Below are 20,965 nucleotides of genomic sequence, written 5' to 3'. Positions count from 1 at the left end.
CGTCAGGTGATCGAAGCCTGGTAGATCGACTCGATCGCCTTGTCGAGCGCGGCGTTGAACTCGGCGTCGCTCTGCTGCGCCGTCAGCCCCTCGGTCAGCGCGCGGCTGAAGCTGGCGATGACGCCGGGGTTCCTGGCCAGCAGCGCGTTCGACTCGTCGCGCGCGTAGCCGCCCGACAGCGCCACCACGCGCAGCACGCGCGGGTGCTTCACCAGCTCGGTGTAGAAGCCGTCCACGCTGGGAATGGTGAGCTTGAGCATGACCTTCTGCTCGCCCGCCAGCGCGTCCAGCGCCTTCAGCAGCGCGGCCTTGAGCAGCGCCTCGGCTTCCTTCTTGTCGGCGGCCTTGATGTTGACCTCGGGCTCGATGATGGGCATCAGGCCCGCGGCCAGGATCTGCCGGCCGACCTCGAACTGCTGCGCCACCACGGCGTCGATGCCGGCGGCGTTGGCGGCGTTGACGACCGAGCGCATCTTGGTGCCGAAGATGCCCTTGGCGGCGGCGCGCTTCAGCAGCGCATCCAGCGCGGGCATGGGCTTCATCACCTGCACGCCGTTAGCCTCATCGGCCAGGCCCTTGTCCACCTTCAGGAAAGGCACGACCTGCTTCTTCTGCCACAGGTATTCGGCGGCGGGCAGGCCGCCGAAGTCGCGGTCCATCGTCATCTCGAACAGGATGGCGCCCAGCACGCGGCGGCCGTCGAAGGCCGGGCTGGTGACGATGCGGCTGCGCATGGCGTGCACCAGGTCGAACATCTGCGCGTCGCCGCTGTAGCTGGATTCTTCGATGCCGTACAGGCGCAGCGCCTTGGGCGTGCTGCCGCCGCTCTGGTCCAGCGCGGCGATGAAGCCCTGGCCCTGGGCCACTTTGGCGAGTTGCTCTTGATTCACGGGAGTTTCCTTATGGCTGAAGAGGCTGCGAGGTGCGGCAGGTGAGTGCCGCACGAGGAACAACCGCTGATTTTAGGACGTGGGGCGCGCGTTAAGCCGCTGTTCAGAGGCTCCGCCTACGCTGGCGCGCCATGCACAACCTGCTTGCCGCCCCGCTCTCGGCCGATTGGGCGCTTTTTCTCTGGCTCAACCTGGGGGCGGCCGCACCCGGCTGGCTGGTGGACCTGGCGCGCCTGGCCAGCCTGGACCTGCCGGAGTGGCTGATCGCAGGCACCGTGGCGCTGGCGCTGGCCGGCCAGCCCGCGTGGCGCACCCAGGCCTGGCGCGTGCTGCTGGCGATGGCGCTGGCGGCCGTGGCGGCGTACCTGCTGAAGCAGGGCTTCGCGCGGCCGCGCCCGTTCGCGCTCGACCTGGGCACGCAGTGGCTGGAACACGGCGCCTCGGCCGGCTTCCCCAGCGCGCACGCCTGCGTGGCGGCCGCCTGGGCGGCGTCGGCCGCGCTGGCGCCAGCGCGCCCGGCCGTGCGCGCGGCGCTTGCGTGCATGGCGCTGCTGGTGGGCTGGAGCCGCGTCGCGCTGGGCGTGCACTTTCCGCTCGACGTGCTGGCCGGCTGGGTATTGGGCGCACTCTGCGCGCTGGCGGTGCAGGGCGGTGCGGCAGGGTGGTCGAGAGCGCTCAGTCCACCCGGCAGATCTTGAGCATGTTGGTGCCTCCCGGCGCGCCCATCGGCTCGCCGGCGGTAATGGCGTACACGTCGCCGGTGGACACCACGGCCTGGCGCTTGAGGTGGCCCTCGGCCTGCTCCAGGGCAGCGTCACGCTCGGTGGCGGTGTCCATCAGCATGGGACGCACGTTGCGGTACAGCGCCATCTTGCGCTGGGTGCCGACCTTGGGCGTCAGCGCGTAGATGGGAATGCGCACGCGGTGGCGGCTCATCCACAGCGCGGTGGAACCGGAGTCGGTCAGCGCCACGATGGCCTTGGCGCCCAGGTGGAAGGCAGTGAACAGCGCGCCCATGGCGATCGACTGGTCGATGCGGTGGAAGGTGGCGCCCTTGAAATCGGCGTCCAGCTCCAGCGCCGGGTCGTGCTCCTCGGCGGCCTCGCAGATGGCGGCCATCTCGCGCACCGTCTCCAGCGGGTAGCGGCCAGCGGCGGTCTCGGCGCTGAGCATCACGGCGTCCGTGCCGTCGAGCACGGCGTTGGCCACGTCGCTCACCTCGGCGCGCGTGGGCACGGGGTTGGCGATCATGCTCTCCATCATCTGCGTGGCGGTGATGACCACCTTGTCGGCCTCGCGCGCCATGCGGATCATCTTCTTTTGCAGCGCCGGCACGGCGGCGTTGCCCACCTCCACCGCCAGGTCGCCGCGCGCCACCATGATGCCGTCGCTGGCGGCCAGGATCTCGGCCAGCCTGGGGATGGCCTCGGCGCGCTCGATCTTGGCGATCATGCCGGGCCGGTGCCCCCACTCGGCGCCGGCCACGGCGCAGAGCTGGCGCGCCATCTCCATGTCGGTGGCGTTCTTGGGGAAGCTCACCGCCACGTAGTCGGCGCGCAGGCGCATGGCGGTCTTGATGTCCTCCATGTCCTTGGCGGTAAGCGCGGGCGCGGTCAGGCCGCCGCCCTGCTTGTTGATGCCCTTGTTGTTGGACAGCTCGCCGCCCACCCGGACGGTGGTGTGCACGGCGTCGCCGCGCACGGCCTCCACGGTGAGCACGATCAGGCCGTCGTTCAGCAGCAGCACGTCGCCGGGGCGCACGTCGCGCGGCAGCTCCTTGTAGTCCAGGCCCACGCCGTTCACGTCGCCCGGCTCCTTGCGCGCGGCGTCCAGCACGAAGGGCGCGCCGGGCAGCAGCATCACCTTGCCATCGGCGAACTTGCCGACGCGGATCTTGGGGCCTTGCAGGTCGGCCATGATGGCCACCTCGCGGCCCGCGCGCTCGGCCGCCTCGCGCACCAGACCGGCGCGCTGCGTGTGGTCGTCGGCCGTGCCGTGGCTGAAGTTCAGCCGCACCACGTTGACGCCGGCGCGGATCATCGCCTCCAGCAGGGCGGGATCGCTCGACGCGGGGCCGAGCGTGGCGACGATCTTGGTGGCGCGGTAGGTCATGGCGTGGGCGTCCTGTGCGGTGGCGGGACGCACGGCGCGCCCGGCCGGGCATTCTGGCATGGGGCCGTGGCGGCGCGGCGACCGCCGCGCCGATTACAAGCCAAATCGGGCTCCAGCGCAGATGCAGCAAGCGCCAAAAGCTATATTTAACAGAGCAAACCTGGCCACTGCCCACGCATGGTTCAAACCCGCCGGCGCAGCCTTCCCGCGCCCAGTCCAGCGGCCAGCAGGCCGGTGAGCAGCAGGCTCCATTCGCCCAGCGTGGGCACGGCGGCGACCGAGCCCGCCGCCGCCGTGCAGTTCTGCGACCACGGGGTTTCGCCCGTGGCGGCATCCCAGGCGGCATCGGTGGGCGAAGGCGTGCTGAGGTTGTTGGGGCACAGGCGCGAGGCGCCGGCCGTCAGCGTGGCGGGCGCGGCGGGCGGTGCGCCGGTGAGCCGGTTGTTATGCACGAGGAGCTCCCGGATCGCCGGCAAGCCGGACAGGGCCGGAATCGGGCCGCTCAGTTGGTTGTCGTTGACGACGAGATACCGCAAGGCCGTCAGCTCCGACAGCGAGGGGATGGCGCCGCTCAATCGATTGGCACTCGCGTCGAAATAGATCAGGGCCGCCAGGCCGGCCAGCGGCGGCATGGAGCCGGTCAGTTGGTTGTCGAAGACGATGAAGTACTGCAACGCCGTCAACCCGGCCAGCGAGGGGATGGTGCCGCTCAGGTCATTGCTGTGTGCGTCGAGGTATCGCAGCGCGGCCAAGCCGGCCAGCGGCGGAATCGCGCCGCTCAGTTGGTTGTCGTAGACGATGAAGTATTCCAACGCCGTCAAGCCGGACAGCGCGGGGAGGGCGCCAGTCAGGGCATTGCTGCGCGCGTCGAAGTAACTCAACGATGTCAAGCCGGCCAGCGGCGGAATGGCGCCGCTCAGATGGTTGTCGCTGACGAGGAAAAACCGCAAGGCCGTCAAGCCGGCCAGTGGCGGGATCGTGCCGCTGAGTTGATTGCCGTAGGCACTGAAGCTGCGCAACTCGCTCAAGCCGGCCAATGGCGGGATGGGGCCGCTCAGGTCGTTGCCGTCCACGAGGAAATCCGCCAGGCTGGTCAGGCCGGCCAGCGAGGGAATCGGGCCGGTGAGTTGGTTGGTGTAGGCGGAGAACGACGTCAACGACGTCAACCCGGACAAAGGGGGAATGCTGCCGCTCAGTTCGTTTTCCGCGACCTCGAGCCACGTCAACGCCGTCAGTTGGTTGATGTTGCCCGGCAGCGAGCCGGTGAGCTTGTTGCCTTGCAGGCTGACCCCCGTCACGTTGTTGTCGCCCGCGTCGCAGGTGATGCCGTACCACGTGCATTCGGTGCCGGCGGCGCCGTTCCAGTTGGTGTTGTTGGTCCAGCCGTCGCCGGCGGTGCTGGCGTACAGGTCGAGCAGCACCTGGCGCTCGCTGGCGGGAATGGCGGCGGCCGCGGGCAGCGCGCTGGCGGCCAGGGCCATGGGCACGAGAACGCGGCGCAAGAAGCTGGGAATCGACATGGTTTTACTCCGGGGGATCAAGACGTTGGATGCACGCCATGCTGCGGGGCTGAACAAGGCGGCGCCACTCGCGAAAGTGAGTGGCCGGTGCACGCCGCGCCGTTGACGCGGCCGAGGCCACGCCGGGCGCGGGGCATGCGGACGCCAGCCAGCCCCAAAAACCAGCGGCCAACGCTCAAACCTGCCGGCGCAGCCGGCGCGCGCCCACCGCTGCGGCCAGCATGCCCAGCAGCAGCAGCGCCCATTCGCCCGTCGTGGGCACGGCGGCGACCGAACCCACCGCAGCGGCCGTGCAGTTCTGCGACCACGGGGTTTCGCCCGTGGCGGCATCCCAGGCGGCATCGGTGGGCGAGGGAGCGATCAAGTGGTTGGGGCACAGGCGCGAATAGCCGGCCGTCAGCGTGGCGGGCGCGGCGGGCGGTGCGCCGGTGAGCTGGTTGCCGTGGACGAACACGCGCTCCAGCGTCGTCAACCCGTCCAGCGAGGGCATGGAGCCGCTCAGCCGGTTGTCGTGAACCATGAAATACCGCAACGCCGTCAAGCCGGTCAGCGCGGGGATGGCGCCACTCAGCCGATTGCCATCGGCGGAGAAGTACTCCAGCGTCGTCAGTCCGGACAGCGGCGGAATCGGGCCGCTCAGCTGGTTGTTGTAGACGTAGAACCAGGTCAGCACGGTCAAGCCGGACAGCGGGGGAATGGCGCCGCTCAGCTGGTTGTCGTTCACGGCGAACGCCCGCAGGTTCACCAGCCCGGCCAGCGAGGGAATGCTGCCGCTCAGCTGGTTGTTCCAGACGCTGAACGCCACCAGCGCCGTCAATTGGTTGATGTTGCCCGGCAGCGCTCCGACGAGGTTGTTGGCGGGCAGAACGACACCCGTCACGTGGTCCTCGCCCGCGTCGCAGTTGACGCCGAACCACGTGCATTCGGTGCCGGCGGCACCGTTCCAGTTGGTGTTGTTGGTCCAGCCCGCGCCGGCGGTCGCGGCGTACAGGTCGAGCAGCACCTGGCGCTCGCTGGCGGGAATGGCGGCGGCGGCCGGCAGCACGCTGGCGGCCAGGGCGATGGACGCGAGCAAGCGGCGCCAGAGGGTTGAACGCGGCATATCTTTTCTCCGTAAGGCAAAGCGATGGGCCACGGCCATGCTGCGGGGCTGGCCACGGCGCCGCCACTCCCGAAAGTGAGGTGCCGCCGCTGCGCGCTGGCACAGGAAAACGGGCGGCCAGCGCGGCTCGCTTGGAATGGATTGCATGTCCACAGCGCTGGCCGCCCGAAAGACCCCCTGCGCGCCTGCCGAGCCAACGCGGCGCGGCACGCGGCAAGGTCAGCCCGGCGCGTGCAGGCGCCGCACGCCCAGCGCGCACAGCAGCAGGCCCAGCGCCATCACCGCCCATTCGGCCAGGGTGGGCACGGCGGTGATCGCCACTGTGGGCGCGGCGCGCGGCGTCCATGGGTCGATGGGGTCGCCGTGCGAGGCAAAGACGGTTGACGCGGCGTCCGCGGCGAGCGAGTTGCACAGGTTGGTCGCCGGGTCCACGCCCTCGCACCGATCGTTGACGCGCACCGTGACTTGCCCGCTGTTCCAGAGGTACACGCTGTCCACGCGGTCGCCGACCATGTGGGCGATGGTCTCTGGCCCACCCGGCTGGATCAGCGACAGCACGTGGATGTGCAGGCTGCCGCCGGAATCGGTGTAGGCGTGGCTGTGCCCCATCACGGCCGAGTTGGCGGGCGTGAACGTGCGCACGCCGTCGCTGATGTGCCAGTCGGTCACGTAATCGCGCAAAAAGATCGGCCCGGCGCTGGCGGGCAGCGGACCGGTGACGGAGACGCGGACCCAGCCGCTGGTGCGCATGCCGGCGGTATAGGGCGCGACGGCATCGGCGCCGTACACCTGGCTGGCGTAGTCGTAGGTGGTGGTGATCTGCGCCCAGGCGGTGCCCGCGCAACAAAGCACGATGGCCGCCAGCAGGCGGCGCAAGCCGTGTGTCCAGTTCATGCATGTCTCCAAAAGGCAGGGGCGGCGATGGGCTGGCGGCAATGGGCCAGAAGAGGCAGCGCGCCAGCCCGGTTGACGCGCGGCGCCGTCAGGCCATGCCTGCGGGCGCCGCGTGGTGTGGCCACCGCCCCCTCAGGGCACCAGGAAACGGCCGTTGACGCTGGCGCTGGTCAGCTCGCTGGTCAGCTCACTGCCTTCGGGAGGTGTGGTGACCTCCTTGATGACCACGCCGTAGCGAACCCAGCTCGTGATCAGCGTGCGCGGGCCGTCGTTGACGGTGACGTATTCGCGGAACTTGCAGGCGTTGAACTCGCCCGCGCGCACGGACACCGTCTCCATGCCGTCGAAGTACACCTGCGTCTGCCGCGTGCTGGTGCTGGGGGGCAGCAGGCCCACGCGCATGGTCACCGTCGATGCCGGTATGTTGGAGTTCCAGCCCTCGGGCAGGCGGAAGCGGGCATCGACCATGGGCGGGTCCATGGTCCAGGTGGTGATCAGCACGCCCAGGCCGCTGCCGCTGCGCATGCTGCTGCCGTAGCGGGTGATGAGGCCATCGGCGCCCAGCTCCAGGTAGTGCGAGGTGGTGGCGGGCGTGCTCCAGGTGCCGCTGGTGCGGGTGGAGGACGTGGTGCGCATCTCGGGCCGCAGGACGCCGTTGAATTCGACCGGCGCGTGCATCTCGAAGTCAACGGTCTGCGCGTCGTAACTGGCGCCGGTGACGCTGTATTCGGCATGCACGGGCACGCCTTCGCGGAACAGGTCGCGGTTCAGGCAGTCGCGCGCGTGGGCGGGAGCAGGCGCGGGGGCAGGCGGGTCGGTGGGGGCCGGCGCAGGCGCGGGCGCGGGCGGGTCGGTGGGCGCCGGGGCCGGGGCCGGAGGATCGACGGGGGCCGGCGCAGGCGCGGGCGGGTCAGTGGGCGCGGGGGCTGGCACAGGTGGATCAACGGGCGCGGGTGTCGGCGCAGGCGTGGGCGCGGACGGATCGGTGGCGACGGGGTCGTCGTCGCCGCCGCAGGCGGACAGCGTGGCCACGGCGGCCATCAGGCCGGCCAGCAGCCAGCGGCGATGGTCCGGCAAGGACGGTAATGGCTGAACAGGTGAAGCGGGCATGGTTTCCTCCGTGGGGGCATGTGTTGAAGACACAGCCATGTTTCCCGGTGTGACGAGGCGATGCCATTCCCGAAAGTGAAGACCGCGCCCCGGGCGCGCAAGAGCGCCCGCCCGGCTACTCGCCGCCCGGCTTTTGACCGAGCAGCAGCAGCGTGAGCTGCGTGCGGTTGGCCACGCCCAGGGTGCGGAAGATGTCCTTGAGGTATTGCTTGACGGTGCCTTCCGAGAGGCCCAGCGCCTGGGCGGCCTGCTGGTTGCTCAGGCCCTGGGCGACGGCCTGGGCCACCTGCGCCAGACGCGGCGATAGCGCGGCCAGCGCGTCGGCATCGCCCCAGGCTTGGGCCTGGGGCAGCGCGAACAGCTCAGGCACGGCGACGGGCGTGCGCGCCAGCGCCAGATCGACGGCTGCGCGCAGTTGGGCCATGGGGCTGGATTTGTGCACGATGGCGCGCACGCTGGGCCAGCGCCGCCATTCGGCCACGCGCGGCAGCCTGGCGGCGCCGCTGATGATGATGACGGGCAGCGCCGCATGGGCAGCGCACAGCGCCGCGAGCCCCTGGCCGCCGTCCATGCCGGGCATGTGCACGTCCACCACGGCCAGGTCGCAGCCGGGCGGCGCGGCGGCCGCGGCCAGCAGGGTGGCCAGGCTCCAGGCGTGCACGATCTCGAAATCGCCCAGCATGCGCAGGTGGGCGGCCAAGCCGTCGCGGACGATCTCGTGGTCGTCGGCCAGCAGGATGCGTTGGGGGGTGCTCATGTCCAGGCCATGGTTCATGGCGCTCCGGTGCCGCGCCACTCGCCAAAGTGAGTATGCCTAGACCGATTCCGCGTTCAGCCAGTCGCGCAACGCCTGGGGCCGCACGGGCTTGCGCAGGAACACGGCGCCGCCCTGCGCCAGGGCGGCGGCCTCAGCCTCGCTGGCGCCGCCGCTGACCACGGCCACGCGCAGCGTGGGCGGCGCGTGCGGGCGCACGGCGGCCAGCACGTCGTGCGAGAGGGCGCCGTCGGCCAGCCAGTGGTCGGTGACGAGTACCTGCACGGGCGCGCCGGCCTCGGCGGCGCGACGGGCCGCCGAGGCGGCGGCAGCGGGGGTGGCGGCGTTATGCACGCTCGCGCCCCAGCCTTGCAGCAGCAGGTGCAGGGCCTGGCGCGCGGCAGGGTCGTCGTCGACCACCAGCACACGCAGGCCGCGCAGGTCGGGCGGCGCGGACGAGGCGGCGCCCTCGCCGTGCGGCGCGGCATCGGGCGCGGCGGCGGGCGCGGCCGCCAGGGTGATGGAGAACACGGCGCCGGGCCCGTGCGCGCTGGCCGGGTGCAGGCGCACGTCGGCGCCCATCAGGCGCGCCATGCGCCGTGCCACCGACAGGCCCAGGCCGTGGCCCTCGCCGCCGGCACGGGTGCGGTGCGCGTCGTGCGCCTGGTAGAACTCGTCGAAGATGGCTTCGCGCTGGTGCAGCGCGATGCCGGGGCCGCTGTCGCGCACCTCGATGCGCCACGCGGGCTGACCGTTCAAGCGCGCGCGGCGCACGGCCAGCATCACGCCGCCCGCGGGCGTGTAGCGCACGGCGTTGGCCACCAGGTTGCCGACCACGCGCCACAACAGCGCCGCATCGGCCCACACCACCGGATCGCCGCCGCACACGGGCGGACGCAGCCAGAACGCCAGCCCGCGCGCGGCGGCGCTGGCGCGAAAGCTGGTCTCGGCACGCGCCAGCAGCCCAGGCACCGGCACCGGCGCCATGCGCGCCTCGACGGCGCCGGCATCGATGCGCGCCAGGTCCAGCACCTCGTCCACCAGCTCGGAGAAGCTGTCCACCCCGGCCAGCATCTGCCCCATCAGCGGCGCCTGGGGCGTGCCGGCCAGTTGCTGGCGCAGCGCCTCGCCCAGCAGCGACATGGCGTGCACCGGCTGGCGCAGGTCGTGGCTGGCGGCTGCCAGAAAGCGCGACTTGGCGGCACTGGCGGCTTCGGCCTGGCGGCGCTTGCCGTCGATCGCGGCCGTCAGCTCTTCGTTGCGCAGGCGCATCAGCAGGTTGCCGTGCTGGGCGCGGGCGAAGCGGGTGGTGGCGGTCAGCAGCGTCGCCCAGAGCGCGACCATGAACACGGCCGTGACCACGTGGCCCTGCCCCTGCGCGCCGCGCCCCACCCAGAGCAGTTGCGCCGCCATGCCCAGCAGTAGCGGGGTGACGAAGACCCACACGGCGGCGGGCCAGATGCAGTATTGCGTCATGGCGCCGGCGCACACGACGATGGACAGCCCCAACGCATACATCATGGCCACGGGCTCGTCGCTGCGCAGCGCGGCGTAGTTCCAGGCCGAGATCAGGCACCCCATGAGCCCGATGCGCAGCACCAGCGCGGCGGCCCAGCGCCCCGGCGTGTCGTCGTGCAGCGCGCGCAGCGCGGCCATGCGGCGCAGCATGAGGATGCGCTCCAGGTTCAGCGCATAGACCAGCGCCGCTGGCCCCCAAGCCCACCACGGACCGACGAAACCGGAGAACAGCCAGGCCGACAGCCCCGGCCCCAGCAGCGCCGTCAGCAGCCCGATGCGCACGCCGCGCAACAGCAAATCCAGCGACTGCTGCTCGACGCGCAGATACTCGGCCGGCGCAGCCCCTTCCAGCCTGATGTCGGTCCAGCGGCGGGCGGCGTCAAGCATCGGTGGGTACGCAAGCGCCGATGAATTGAGGCGGCGAGTCAGCCCGCCGCGCGCTTTTCCAGAATCTCGAAGGCGGGCAGCTGCTTGCCCTCCAGCACTTCCAGAAAGGCGCCTCCGCCGGTAGAGATGTAGCCCACGTCCTTCTCGATGCCGTACTTGGCGATGGCCGCCAGCGTGTCGCCGCCGCCGGCGATGCTGAAGGCGGGGCTGGCGGCGATGGCGCGGGCGATGGTTTCGGTGCCGTGGGCGAATTGATTGAACTCGAACACGCCCACCGGGCCGTTCCAGACGATGGTGCCGGCCTGCTTCAGCTGCGCGGCCAGGCGCGCGGCGGTGGCGGGGCCGATGTCGAGGATCAGGTCGTCGGCGGCCACGTCGGCGGCTGGCTTGACGGTGGCGGACGCGTCGGCCTTGAACTCCTTGGCCGTCACCACGTCGGTCGGGATCGGCACCTCGGCGCCGCGCGCCTTCATGGCGTCGATGACGGCGCGCGCCTCGCCCACCAGGTCGGCCTCGGCCAGGCTTTGGCCGATGGGCAGGCCGGCGGCCAGCATGAAGGTGTTGGCGATGCCGCCGCCGACGATGAGTTGATCCACTTTGCTCGCCAATGACTGCAAGATGGTGAGTTTTGTGCTCACCTTGCTGCCGGCAACGATGGCCACCAGCGGCCGCCTGGGCTGCGCCAGCGCCTGCGTGATGGCGTCGATCTCGGCCGCCAGCAGCGGGCCGGCGCAGGCGACTGGGGCGAACCGGGCGATGCCGTAGGTGGTGCCCTCGGCGCGGTGCGCGGTGCCGAAGGCATCGTTCACGTAAATGTCGCAAAGTGCGGCCATCTTGCGCGAAAGCGCCTCATCGCACTTCTTCTCGCCCTTGTTGACGCGGCAGTTCTCCAGCAGCACGGCCTGGCCGGGCGCCACCTGAACGCCGTCCACCCAGTTTTGCACCAGCGGCACCTCGCGGCCCAGCAGTTCGCCCAGACGGCGGGCCACGGGCGCCAGCGAATCCTCCGGCTTGAACTCGCCTTCCTTCGGGCGGCCCAGGTGGCTGGTGACCATCACCGCCGCGCCGGCCTCCAGCGCCATGCGGATGCAGGGCACGCTGGCGCGGATGCGGGTGTCTTCGGTGATCGCGCCGTGCTCATCCTGCGGCACATTGAGGTCGGCGCGGATGAAGACGCGCTGGCCCCGGGCCTTGCCCTGGGCGCAGAGGTCGGAAAAGCGGATCACGTTCATACGGCGGTTGCTCCTGAAAAATGAGCTGCCCGCGCTGAACTGGCGGGCGAGAACTAGGTAAATGACCAGAAATCCTGCGGCCGATTATAGGAAGCGCCAACGCCCCAAAACGGTGCTTTCCGGCTGGCATGGCGCTTGCACCAAGGCCCGCATCACCACATCGCGCGCCCGCGCGCACTGAAAAAAGGATCGCCATGTTCTCTCCCCTTGCCCGCCGCCCCGCCCTCATCGCCCTCGCCGCCGCCCTGGCGCTGCCGCTGGCGGCGCACGCGCAGTCAGCGCTGGAGCGCATCCAGGCCAGCAAGACGGTGAAGGTCGCCATCCCGACCGACTTCCCGCCCTACGGCTTCGTCGGCACCGACCTGAAGCCCCAGGGCCTGGACGTGGACATGGCGCAGGTCGTGGCCACCGGCCTGGGCGCCAAGCTGGAGCTGGTGCCGGTGACCAGCGCCAACCGCATCCCCTACCTGCAGACGGCCAAGGCCGACCTGGTGATCTCCACCCTGGGCAAGAACCCCGAGCGCGAGGCGGTGCTCGACTTCACCTCGGCCTATTCGCCCTTCTTCCAGGCCGTGTTCGCGCCCAAGACGATGGCCGTGAAGAGCTTCGCCGACCTGGCGGGCAAGTCGGTGGCGGTGACGCGCGGCGCCATCGAGGACCAGGAGCTGACCAAGGTGGCGCCCGCCGGCACCGACATCAAGCGCTTCGAGGACAACAACGCCACCGTGGCGGCCTTCGTGTCGGGCCAGACGCAGGCGCTGGCCACCGGCGCCTCGGTGGCCGGCGCGATGATGGCCAAGAACCCGCAGCTCGGCACCGAATACAAGCTGCTGCTGAAGGACAGCCCCAACTTCATCGGCGTGGCCAAGGGCGAGACGGCGCTGAAGGACAAGCTGAACGCCATCATCGCCGCCGCCAGTGCGTCGGGCGAGCTGAACAAGCTGTCGCTCAAGTGGCTGGGCCGCCCGGCCGGCGACCTGCCGAAATAATCTAAGCAAAAACAGGCCCCAGCGCTTGCCAGGCAAGCGCCAATAGCTCCGTATTGAATAGCAAGCGCCGCATGCGCATCGACCTCGACTTCGCCGCCGTGCTCGGCCAGTGGCCGCTGCTGGCCAAGGGCGCGGCCGTCACGCTGCTGCTGACGGCCATCGCCGCCGTGCTGGGCCTGGCGGTGGGCGTGGCCTGCGCCTGGGCGCGCACGCGCGGGCCGCTGTGGCTGAAGTGGCTGGCCGCGAGCTACGTGGAGCTGGTGCGCAACACGCCCTTCATCGTGCAGCTGTACTTCGTGTTCTTCGGGCTGCCGGCGCTGGGCGTGCGGCTCACGCCCGACCTGGCCTCGGTGATCGCCATGGTGGTGAACCTGGGCGCCTACGCGGCCGAGATCGTGCGCGCCGGCATCGAGGCCACGCCGCGCGGGCAGATCGAGGCGGCCGAGAGCCTGGCGCTGAACGCCCGCCAGACCTTCACCCGCGTGGTGCTGCCGCCCGCGCTGGCCAAGGTGTGGCCGGCCACGGTGAGCCAGATCATCATCGTCATGCTGGGCTCGGCGGTGTGCGGGCAGATCAGCACCGAGGAGCTGAGCTACGCCGCCAACCTGATCCAGAGCCGCAATTTCCGCGCCTTCGAGGCCTTCATCGTCGCCACCGCGCTCTACCTGCTGCTGGCGATGGCGGTGCGGCGCGCGCTCAACTGGGCCGGGCCGCGCTGGCTGTTCGGCAGGCGCCCCGATCCTAGAAACGGCAGTTGACCGCTTGCCATCTTCACCAGAGCCGCATGAACTTTTGCTTTCGCCACTTCGTTCAACCCCATCTGTGGGGTGAGCGCGCTACGCACTCGCCAGCACCGCGCTCGCCGCGCCATGCGGCGTTGCTCGTCCTCGCAGGCACGAGCCTGCCGCGTCCTCACGCCTTGCCTGGCACGCCGATCACGGCACTGGCGAGCGCGTTCAACTGCCGCTTCTAGGATGGTTGAGTTCACCCTCTGGGACATCGTGCGCAACCTGCTGCTGGCCGCGCGCTGGACGGTGGCGCTGTCGCTGCTGGCCTTCGTGGGCGGCGGCGTGGTGGGCGGGGCGCTGCTGGTGCTGCGCGAGGCCGGCGGCGCCCGCTCGTGGGCGGCGCGCGCGGTGGGGGCTTACGTGGAGCTGTTCCAGGGCACGCCGCTGCTGATGCAGCTCTTCCTGGCCTACTTCGGCCTGGCGCTGCTGGGCCTGCCGATCTCGGCCTGGACGGCCGCCGCCGTGGCGCTGACGCTGTACGCCAGCGCGTACCTCACCGAGATCTGGCACGGCTGCGTGCGCGCCGTGCCGCGCGGGCAGTGGGAGGCGGGGCAGAGCCTGGCGCTGTCTTTCGGCGAGCAGATGCGCCACGTCGTCCTGCCGCAGGCGGTGCGCATCGCCGTGGCGCCCACGGTGGGCTTTCTGGTGCAGGTCATCAAGGGCACGGCGCTGGCGTCGGTGATCGGCTTCATCGAGCTGACCAAGGCCGGCACCATGATCGCCAACGCCACCTTCAAGCCGATGCTGGTGTACGGCGTCGTCGCCCTGGTCTATTTCGCGCTGTGCTTCCCGGTGAGCCTGTGGGCGCGCGCGCTCGAACGGAGACTTCATGTCCACCACTGAACTGCTCGCCGCCGCCCACGCCCTGCCCGCCGACGACACCGCCGAACCCGCCGTGCGCATGCGCGGACTGCGCAAGGCCTATGGCACGCACGAGGTGCTCAAGGGCATCGACCTCGACGTGCGCGCGGGCGAGGTGGTGGCCATCATCGGCAAGAGCGGCTCGGGCAAGAGCACGCTGCTGCGCTGCATCAACGGGCTGGAGACCTTCCAGCACGGCACCCTGACCGTGCTGGGCCAGCCGCTGAAGCACGATGACGCGGCCGCCATGCGCACGCTGCGCCAGCACGTGGGCATGATCTTCCAGCAGTTCAACCTGTTCCCGCACCTGACGGTGGGCAGGAACGTGATGCTGGCGCCCAGCCTGGTGAAGAAGACCGAGGCCAAGGCCGGCGAGGCGCGCGCCCGCGCGCTGCTGGCGCGGGTGGGCCTGGCGGAGAAGTTCGGCGCCTGGCCCGACCAGCTTTCCGGCGGCCAGCAGCAGCGCGTGGCCATCGCCCGCGCGCTGGCGATGGAGCCGGCCATCCTGCTGTGCGACGAGATCACTTCCGCGCTGGACCCGGAGCTGGTGGGCGAGGTGCTGGGCGTGGTCGAGTCGCTGGCCGCCGAGGGCATGACGCTGCTGATGGTCACGCACGAGATGGGCTTCGCGCGCAAGGTGAGCGACCGCGTGATCTTCATGCACCAGGGCAAGGTGCACGAGATGGGGCCGCCGGCCGAGCTGTTCGGCAGCCCGAGGACGCCGGAGCTGAAGCAGTTCCTGTCTTCGTTACACGGCTGAGTTCACCACCCCAGCCCGATGCGCAGCGGCAGGTACACCGCCATGCCGGCCGCGATGGCGCCGACCAGCACGAAGCCCGACTGCCGGCGCCAGAAGTAGAAGCCCGCCGTGGCCAGCGCGCCCCACAGCCGCGCATCCGCCAGCAGGTTGCCGACGTGGCCCTGCGTCAGCACGATGTCGGGCGCGATCACGGCCGTCAGCGCGGCGATGGGCGCGTACTGCAGGCCGCGCAGCGCCCAGCCGGGCAGGCGCCACTCGCGCGCGCTGATGAAGAAGAAGCCGCGCGTGACCACGCTGATCACCGTCAGCCCGACGATGATCAGCAGCGTCCAGAGGTCGGTCTCAGCCGGCATGGGCGTCCTCCCGCTCGCCGGCCAGCGGCGGCCGCCGGGATTCGATGAACAGGCAGACCACCACCGCCACCGCGATGGCGGCGACGATGTTCAGCCGGTACGGCAGCGCCACCAGCGCCACCGCCGCCGCCGCCGCGATGACGGCCGCCAGCGCGCGCAGCCGCGAGGTGGCGAGCGAGCAGGCCACCGCCAGCAGCGCCAGCGTGCCGGCGAACTCCAGCCCCCAGCGCGCCGGCAGCGCGTTGCCCAGGAAGATGCCCAGCATGCTGAAGGTCTGCCAGAACACCCAGTTGACGCAGTTGCCGCCCCACAGGTAGGCCATCTGCGCGTGGCGCTGCTGGTCGGTCGCGGGCGGCTCGGGAAAGCGCCGCGTGTACAGCACGTAGGTCACGTCGCCGGTGAAGTAGCCCAGCCACAGGCGCCGCGCGCGCGGCAGGAACATGAAGTACTGCCGCAGGTGCAGGCTGAACACCACGAAGCGCAGGTTGACGCAGAACGCGGTGGCGAACACCACCCACATCGGCGCGCCGGCGGCGATCAGCGGGATGGCGGCCAGCTGCGCGCTGCCGGCGAACACCAGCAGCGACATCGCCACCGCCTCGGTGATGCTCATGCCGCTCTTGATCATGGCCACGCCGGTCATGAAGGCCCAGGCCGTCATGCCCAGCGAGATGCCCGACATCTCGCGCGCGCCGACCCAGAACAGCGGGTGGCGCGCGGTGCGTGCGCAGCCGTCGATGCGGCGGCCGACCCAGGTGGCCAGGCGGCCGTGCGGCGACAGATCGCCCGGCGGGTCGGGCGGCAGGGGCATGGTCATGCGGCAGCCTCGAAGCACTGGCCGGCCCGCAGCGCGCTGCCGCGCAGGAACTCGCGCGCCGGCAGGCGCTTGCCGCCGGGGCGCTGCCATTCGGTCAGCGTCAGCGCGCCCTGGCCGCAGGCGACTGTCACGCCTTCATCGTTTACAAGCAAAATCTGGCCGCAGCGCTCGTCCGGCAAGCGCTGGCAGCTACTGATTTCAGAGCGCCAGAGCTTCACGGCCTCGCCGCCCAGCATGCCGCTGGCACCGGGGAAGGGGTCGAAGGCGCGGATGCGCCGCTCGATCGTCTCGGCCGGCTGGCGCCAGTCGATGGCGGCTTCGTGCTTCTCGATCTTGTGCGCGTAGGTCGCGCCCTCGGCGGGCTGGGGCGTGGCCGTCAGGCGCCCGGCGGCGGCCAGCTCCAGCGCCTGCACGATCAGGCGCCCGCCGAGCGCGGCCAGCTTGTCGTGCAGCGTGCCGGTGGTCTCGCGCGGGGCGATGGGCAGCGCCTCGGCCAGCAGCATGGCGCCGGTGTCGAGGCCCGCGTCCATCTGCATGATGGTGATGCCGGTGTCGGCATCGCCCGCCTCGATGGCGCGGTGGATGGGCGCCGCGCCGCGCCAGCGGGGCAGCAGCGAGGCATGGATATTCAAACAGCCGAGCCTCGGGAGGTCCAGCACCCACTGCGGCAGGATCAGCCCGTAGGCGGCCACCACCAGCACGTCGGGCCGGGCGGCTTGCAGGGCGGCCTGGGCGGCGGCGGCGTCCTCGGGAGCTTTGCCGTCCAGCCGCAGGCTGCGCGGCTGGGCCACGGGCACGCCGCGCGCCAGCGCCCACTGCTTGACGGGCGAGGCGTGCAGCTTCATGCCGCGCCCGGCCGGGCGGTCGGGCTGGGTCAGCACCAAGGGGATGCCGAAGCCCGCCGCATGGATGGCCTCCAGCGCCGCGCGCGCGAATTCGGGGGTGCCGGCGAAGGCGGCTCGGATACTCATGATTTGATAGCTGCTCGCGCACAACCAGCAAGCGCTGGGGGCCGATTTCTTATGTAATTTTCAGCGCGGCTCCGGCGGATCGGGCAGGTCCTCGTCGCCGTTCGACCAGCCGCGCACCACGCCCGCGCGGTCGATGTCGATGAACAGCAGGCGCCAAGTGATGCCGTCGAGGTAGCGCCAGATCCAGATCGTGCCGTCGAAGTTGTGCACGCCCATGGTGCGCGCGGGCGGGCCGTATTCGCGCAGCACGTCGTCGCGGCTCCATTCGTTGACGCGGATGCGCTGGCCGTACAGCGCCTCGCCGAGCGCCTGCTCGACGCGCGCCACGCGCCCGGCGGCGTCCAGATCGACGTTGTGCACCGTCTGGCCGGCCGGCTGGCGGGAGTACTGCAAGCGTTCGCCGCCACCCGCCAGCGGGTAGCGCGCCGTCGGCCGGCCGAGCGACCGCACCACGTCGGCGGCCGGCGTGCCGGGCGCGATGCGCTCGGGCTGGGCGCAGCCCAGCAGCAGCGCGCAGGCGGCCAGCGCCGCCAGCAGGCTCCGGCTCACGCGCGCTCCTGCGCCCGCGTGCGGCTTTCCTCGCGCTCGGCCTTCAGCAGCCGGGTCTTGATGCGGTTCTTCTTGAGCGGCGACAGGTATTCGACGAACACCTTGCCCAGCAGATGGTCCATCTCGTGCTGGATGCACACCGCCAGCAGGCCGTCGGCGGCGATCTCGCGCGAGACGCCGCGCTCGTCCAGCGCGCGCACGCGCACGGCGGCGGCGCGCTCCACGCCGTCGTAGATGCCGGGCACCGACAGGCAGCCCTCGTCGCCCCTCACACGCTCGTCGCTGGCCCAGAGCAGTTCGGGGTTGATCAGCACCAGGCGCTGGTCGCGCTCCTCCGAGACGTCGATGACGATCAGGCGCTCGTGCACGTCCACCTGGGTGGCGGCCAGGCCGATGCCCTTGGCCTCGTACATGGTGTCGAACATGTCGCCGATCAGCGCCTTCAGGCGCGCGTCGACGGCCTGCACAGGCTTGGCGACCTTGTGCAGGCGGGGATCGGGGTAGCGAAGAATGGGCAGTTGCGCCATGGGCGAAGCGGGTCTAACTTGTCGCTATTTTCGCTACTTTTGACGCATCGCGCCGGTGCCGTGGGTCAATTACGTTGCCGGATCAAGGGCTTGAATGCAGAATTGCCAGTGGTTTGTCAAGTCAGCCGCCGCGCTCAGCAACACAATGAAACCTACTTTTCCCGGCGCCACACGCGCCCCGGCCCTGCCGCTCGGCCTGCTGGCCGCCGCTTTGCTGGCGGCGCTGCCGGCCCAGGCCCAGCAGGGATCGGACCGCCCGGTCACCCCCGGCCAGCGCGCCACCGCACAGCACGTGGCGGCCCAGGGCGTGCCGCTGTCGGCCCTGGCGCCCAACGCTCCGGACCAGTACACGGTGCGCCGCGGCGACACGCTGTGGAGCATTTCGGGCCTGTTCCTGAAGTCGCCCTGGCGCTGGCCCGAGCTGTGGGGCATGAACCTGCAGGACATCCGCAACCCGCACCTGATCTACCCCGGCCAGCAGCTCTACCTGGAGCGCTCGGGCGACCGCGCCTTCCTGCGCGCGCGCAAGGGCGGCGAGGCCGGGCCGGGCGACACCATGCGCGTGTCGCCGCGCACCCGCGTGGACATGCTGGGCACCGGCCCGCTGCCCACGCTGCAGCCGCACCTGATCGAGCCCTTCCTGACCGAGCCGCTGGTGGTCGATGACGACACCTTCCAGCGCGCGCCGCGCATCGTGGCGCTGGCCAACCAGGACCGCGTGCTGATGGTCAAGGGCGACCGCGCCTACGCCCGCGGCCCCGACGACGCCCCGCTGCTGAAGGCGCCGGGCCTGCCGACCGCCTTCCGCGTGTTCCGCACCGCCACGCCGCTGAAGGATCCGGTGACGGGCGAAATCCTCGGCTACGAAGGCCAGTACGTCGGCCAGGCCGAGCTGGTGCGTGGCGAAAGCGAGACGGAGGAAGACCAGGAAGTGCTGGCCGCCGACCGCCGCGCCGCGCCGCCCGAGCCGCCCGCCGCCGGCGACGCCGACCCGCGGCCCGTGGCGCACCGGACGGCGCCCGCGCCGGCCCTGACGCCGGTGCCCGCCACCATCGACGTGGTCGGCAGCAAGGAGGAAATGCGTGCCGGCGACCGCCTGATCCCCGAGCCGCCGCGCGACTTCCGCAGCTACGTGCCGCACGCGCCCAACGTGCCGGTGAACGCGCGCGTGGTGCTGGTGCACGGCAACGCCGTGCGCTACGCCGGCCAGAACCAGATCGTGGTCATCAACAAGGGCCTGCGCGACGGCATCGAGAACGGCCACGTGCTGGCGGTGCTGTCCACCGGCCCGCGGATCGTCGACAAGACCGACGGCCAGCGCACCCGCATCCAGCTGCCGGACGAGCGCAACGGCCTGGCGCTGGTGTTCCGCCCCTTCGAGCGCGTGTCCTACGCGCTGGTGATGGAGATCACCAGCCCGGTGCAGGTGGGCGACAAGCTGACCAACCCGAAATAAAGGGCGTCCCCTGAGCCGCTTCGCGTTGCCCCCTCTCTGCCGCGCGAGGGAGGACAACGCCGGCGGCCGGTACCAGCCCGGCCGCGGCGGTCGCTGGCGTGGCCTGCTCCGCGCCCCCTCGATGCAAAGGCATGAAGGCGCATGATGGAGCAAGAGGAGCTCACGGCCTGGCTGCGGCTGGCGCTGACGCCCGGCATCGGCAACGACACCGCGCGCCGCCTGCTGGCCGCCTTCGGCCTGCCGCAGGCCGTCTTCGCGCAGAGCGCCGCCGCGCTGCGCCCACTGCTCACCCCGGCCCAGGCCAGCGCGCTGGCCGAACCGCCCGAGGGCCTGGATGCGCTGGTGCAGACCACCGCCGCCTGGCTGGCCGCCGCCGAGCCCGGGCAGGGCCGCGCCCTCGTCACCCTGGGCGACGCGCGCTACCCCGCCGCCCTGCTGGCCACGGAAGACCCGCCGCTGATGCTGTACCTGCTGGGCCAGGTGGGGCTGCTGGATTCAGCATCAAATAAGCCTCCAGCGCCCGCCAGTCAAGCGCCAGAAGCTATTGAAACAGGAGCAAACGGCTGGCCGGACCGCGCCTTGGCCATGGTCGGCAGCCGCAACCCCACGCCGCAGGGCGCTCAGAACGCGCGCCAGTTCGCCCGCGCGCTGGCCGGCGCGGGCCTCACGGTGGTGTCGGGCCTGGCCCTGGGCGTGGACGGCGCGGCGCACGAGGGTGCGCTGGCCGCCTGCGACGAGGCCGCGCCGGCCGCGCGGCTGGCGACGCTGGCCGTGGTCGGCACCGGGCTGGACCGCGTCTACCCGCGCCAGCACCGCGCGCTGGCGCACCGCATCGCGGCGCAGGGGCTGCTCGTCAGCGAATACCCGCTGGGCACGCCGCCGCTGCCGGCCAACTTCCCCAAGCGCAACCGGCTAATCGCCGGGCTGGCCCGCGGCACGCTGGTGGTGGAGGCGGCGCTGCAATCGGGCTCGCTCATCACCGCGCGGCTGGCCGCCGAGCAGGGCAAGGAGGTGTTCGCCATTCCGGGCTCGATCCACAGCCCGCAGTCGCGCGGCTGCCACGCGCTGATCCGCCAGGGCGCCAAGCTGGTGGAGACGGCCGAGGACGTGCTGGAAGAACTGCGCTGGCCGCAGGTTGCTTCCAATTCCATAGCTGCCGGCGCTGGCCAGGAAAGCGCTGGCGGCCAAAATGACGATGAATCCACGCTGCTGGAGGCGCTCGGCGCCGACCCGGTCGGCCTGGACGCCTTGCTGGCGCGCACCGGCCTGGACACCGCCACCCTGCAAGCGCGCCTGCTGACGCTGGAACTGGACGGCCGCGTCGGCCGCCTGCCGGGCGGCCTGTTCCAGCGCCTGGGCCAGGCGTAGGGGATGC

Annotated in this window: 21 protein-coding genes; 7 read left to right on the top strand and 14 right to left on the bottom strand. The window is 71.2% G+C overall.

The genetic code is table 11. The features are described from left to right. Window positions 1–2 precede the first annotated feature (2 nt). Window positions 3–890, bottom strand: a complete 888-nt coding sequence (locus QM772_RS12375) for a fructose bisphosphate aldolase (RefSeq protein ID WP_415136881.1) — start codon at window positions 888–890, stop codon at window positions 3–5. A gap of 131 nt (window positions 891–1,021) precedes the next feature. On the opposite strand from QM772_RS12375, the gene QM772_RS12370 reads away from it, so the two are divergent. After that, window positions 1,022–1,588, top strand: coding sequence for a phosphatase PAP2 family protein (locus QM772_RS12370; protein WP_415136879.1), 567 nt, complete (start codon window positions 1,022–1,024; stop codon window positions 1,586–1,588). Here the strand turns inward: QM772_RS12370 and pyk are convergent. The 8 genes from pyk to QM772_RS12330 all read right to left on the bottom strand — a co-directional run bounded on the left by pyk (window position 1,566) and on the right by QM772_RS12330 (window position 11,519). Further along, on the bottom strand, window positions 1,566–3,002 hold the full coding sequence (gene pyk, locus QM772_RS12365; RefSeq protein WP_415136877.1) for a pyruvate kinase: 1,437 nt from the start codon (window positions 3,000–3,002) through the stop codon (window positions 1,566–1,568). The genes QM772_RS12370 and pyk overlap by 23 nt on opposite strands. Window positions 3,003–3,184: 182 nt before the next feature. Then, window positions 3,185–4,522, bottom strand: a complete 1,338-nt coding sequence (locus tag QM772_RS12360) for an IPTL-CTERM sorting domain-containing protein (protein WP_415136875.1) — start codon at window positions 4,520–4,522, stop codon at window positions 3,185–3,187. Between the two features lie 175 nt (window positions 4,523–4,697). Further along, window positions 4,698–5,624 (bottom strand): leucine-rich repeat domain-containing protein, encoded by a 927-nt coding sequence (locus QM772_RS12355; RefSeq protein ID WP_415136873.1) that lies wholly within the window; start codon window positions 5,622–5,624, stop codon window positions 4,698–4,700. Window positions 5,625–5,843: 219 nt separating this feature from the next. Next, the gene (locus QM772_RS12350) at window positions 5,844–6,518 is read right to left on the bottom strand and encodes a hypothetical protein (RefSeq protein WP_415136871.1); all 675 of its coding nucleotides are present in this window, start codon (window positions 6,516–6,518) and stop codon (window positions 5,844–5,846) included. A gap of 132 nt (window positions 6,519–6,650) precedes the next feature. Next, complete coding sequence (locus QM772_RS12345; protein WP_415136869.1) at window positions 6,651–7,628, bottom strand: hypothetical protein; 978 nt, start codon at window positions 7,626–7,628, stop codon at window positions 6,651–6,653. A 115-nt stretch (window positions 7,629–7,743) separates the two neighbouring features. Further along, window positions 7,744–8,385 (bottom strand): response regulator transcription factor, encoded by a 642-nt coding sequence (locus QM772_RS12340; protein ID WP_415136867.1) that lies wholly within the window; start codon window positions 8,383–8,385, stop codon window positions 7,744–7,746. A gap of 57 nt (window positions 8,386–8,442) precedes the next feature. Next, on the bottom strand, window positions 8,443–10,287 hold the full coding sequence (locus tag QM772_RS12335) for an ATP-binding protein (RefSeq protein ID WP_415136864.1): 1,845 nt from the start codon (window positions 10,285–10,287) through the stop codon (window positions 8,443–8,445). A gap of 38 nt (window positions 10,288–10,325) precedes the next feature. Then, window positions 10,326–11,519 carry a phosphoglycerate kinase gene (locus QM772_RS12330; RefSeq protein WP_415136862.1) on the bottom strand — a complete coding sequence of 398 codons (1,194 nt, stop codon included), beginning with the start codon at window positions 11,517–11,519 and terminating at the stop codon, window positions 10,326–10,328. A gap of 194 nt (window positions 11,520–11,713) precedes the next feature. On the opposite strand from QM772_RS12330, the gene QM772_RS12325 reads away from it, so the two are divergent. From QM772_RS12325 to QM772_RS12310, 4 genes are all read left to right on the top strand, one after another. Then, window positions 11,714–12,508, top strand: coding sequence for a transporter substrate-binding domain-containing protein (locus tag QM772_RS12325; RefSeq protein ID WP_415136860.1), 795 nt, complete (start codon window positions 11,714–11,716; stop codon window positions 12,506–12,508). Between the two features lie 71 nt (window positions 12,509–12,579). Next, a complete protein-coding gene (locus QM772_RS12320; protein WP_415136858.1) occupies window positions 12,580–13,266 on the top strand; it encodes an amino acid ABC transporter permease in 687 nt (228 codons plus the stop codon). A gap of 216 nt (window positions 13,267–13,482) precedes the next feature. Next, window positions 13,483–14,139, top strand: a complete 657-nt coding sequence (locus QM772_RS12315) for an amino acid ABC transporter permease (protein ID WP_415136856.1) — start codon at window positions 13,483–13,485, stop codon at window positions 14,137–14,139. After that, the gene (locus QM772_RS12310; RefSeq protein WP_415136854.1) at window positions 14,126–14,917 is read left to right on the top strand and encodes an amino acid ABC transporter ATP-binding protein; all 792 of its coding nucleotides are present in this window, start codon (window positions 14,126–14,128) and stop codon (window positions 14,915–14,917) included. Before QM772_RS12315 ends, QM772_RS12310 begins: the two co-directional genes overlap by 14 nt. 2 nt (window positions 14,918–14,919) lie before the next feature. Here QM772_RS12310 and QM772_RS12305 read toward each other — a convergent pair whose 3' ends face one another. The 5 genes from QM772_RS12305 to def all read right to left on the bottom strand — a co-directional run bounded on the left by QM772_RS12305 (window position 14,920) and on the right by def (window position 18,134). Then, window positions 14,920–15,270 carry an AzlD domain-containing protein gene (locus QM772_RS12305; RefSeq protein ID WP_415136852.1) on the bottom strand — a complete coding sequence of 117 codons (351 nt, stop codon included), beginning with the start codon at window positions 15,268–15,270 and terminating at the stop codon, window positions 14,920–14,922. Next, window positions 15,260–15,952, bottom strand: coding sequence for an AzlC family ABC transporter permease (locus QM772_RS12300; protein WP_415139580.1), 693 nt, complete (start codon window positions 15,950–15,952; stop codon window positions 15,260–15,262). Before QM772_RS12300 ends, QM772_RS12305 begins: the two co-directional genes overlap by 11 nt. Before the next feature lie 131 nt (window positions 15,953–16,083). Beyond that, window positions 16,084–17,052: a methionyl-tRNA formyltransferase gene (gene fmt / locus QM772_RS12295; protein WP_415139578.1), complete on the bottom strand. Its 969-nt coding sequence runs from the start codon at window positions 17,050–17,052 to the stop codon at window positions 16,084–16,086. 66 nt (window positions 17,053–17,118) lie between these two features. Then, on the bottom strand, window positions 17,119–17,607 hold the full coding sequence (locus QM772_RS12290) for a hypothetical protein (RefSeq protein WP_415136850.1): 489 nt from the start codon (window positions 17,605–17,607) through the stop codon (window positions 17,119–17,121). Next, window positions 17,604–18,134: a peptide deformylase gene (gene def / locus QM772_RS12285; protein WP_415136848.1), complete on the bottom strand. Its 531-nt coding sequence runs from the start codon at window positions 18,132–18,134 to the stop codon at window positions 17,604–17,606. The genes QM772_RS12290 and def overlap by 4 nt, the downstream gene beginning before the upstream one ends. A gap of 145 nt (window positions 18,135–18,279) precedes the next feature. On the opposite strand from def, the gene QM772_RS12280 reads away from it, so the two are divergent. After that, a complete protein-coding gene (locus QM772_RS12280) occupies window positions 18,280–19,590 on the top strand; it encodes a LysM peptidoglycan-binding domain-containing protein (protein ID WP_415136846.1) in 1,311 nt (436 codons plus the stop codon). A gap of 144 nt (window positions 19,591–19,734) precedes the next feature. Next, on the top strand, window positions 19,735–20,958 hold the full coding sequence (gene dprA, locus QM772_RS12275; RefSeq protein WP_415139576.1) for a DNA-processing protein DprA: 1,224 nt from the start codon (window positions 19,735–19,737) through the stop codon (window positions 20,956–20,958). Window positions 20,959–20,965 lie beyond the last annotated feature (7 nt).

It is taken from the genome of Ottowia sp., assembly GCF_047601385.1.
Lineage (GTDB): Bacteria > Pseudomonadota > Gammaproteobacteria > Burkholderiales > Burkholderiaceae_C > Ottowia.
This window is presented reverse-complemented; position numbering and strand designations above follow the sequence as displayed.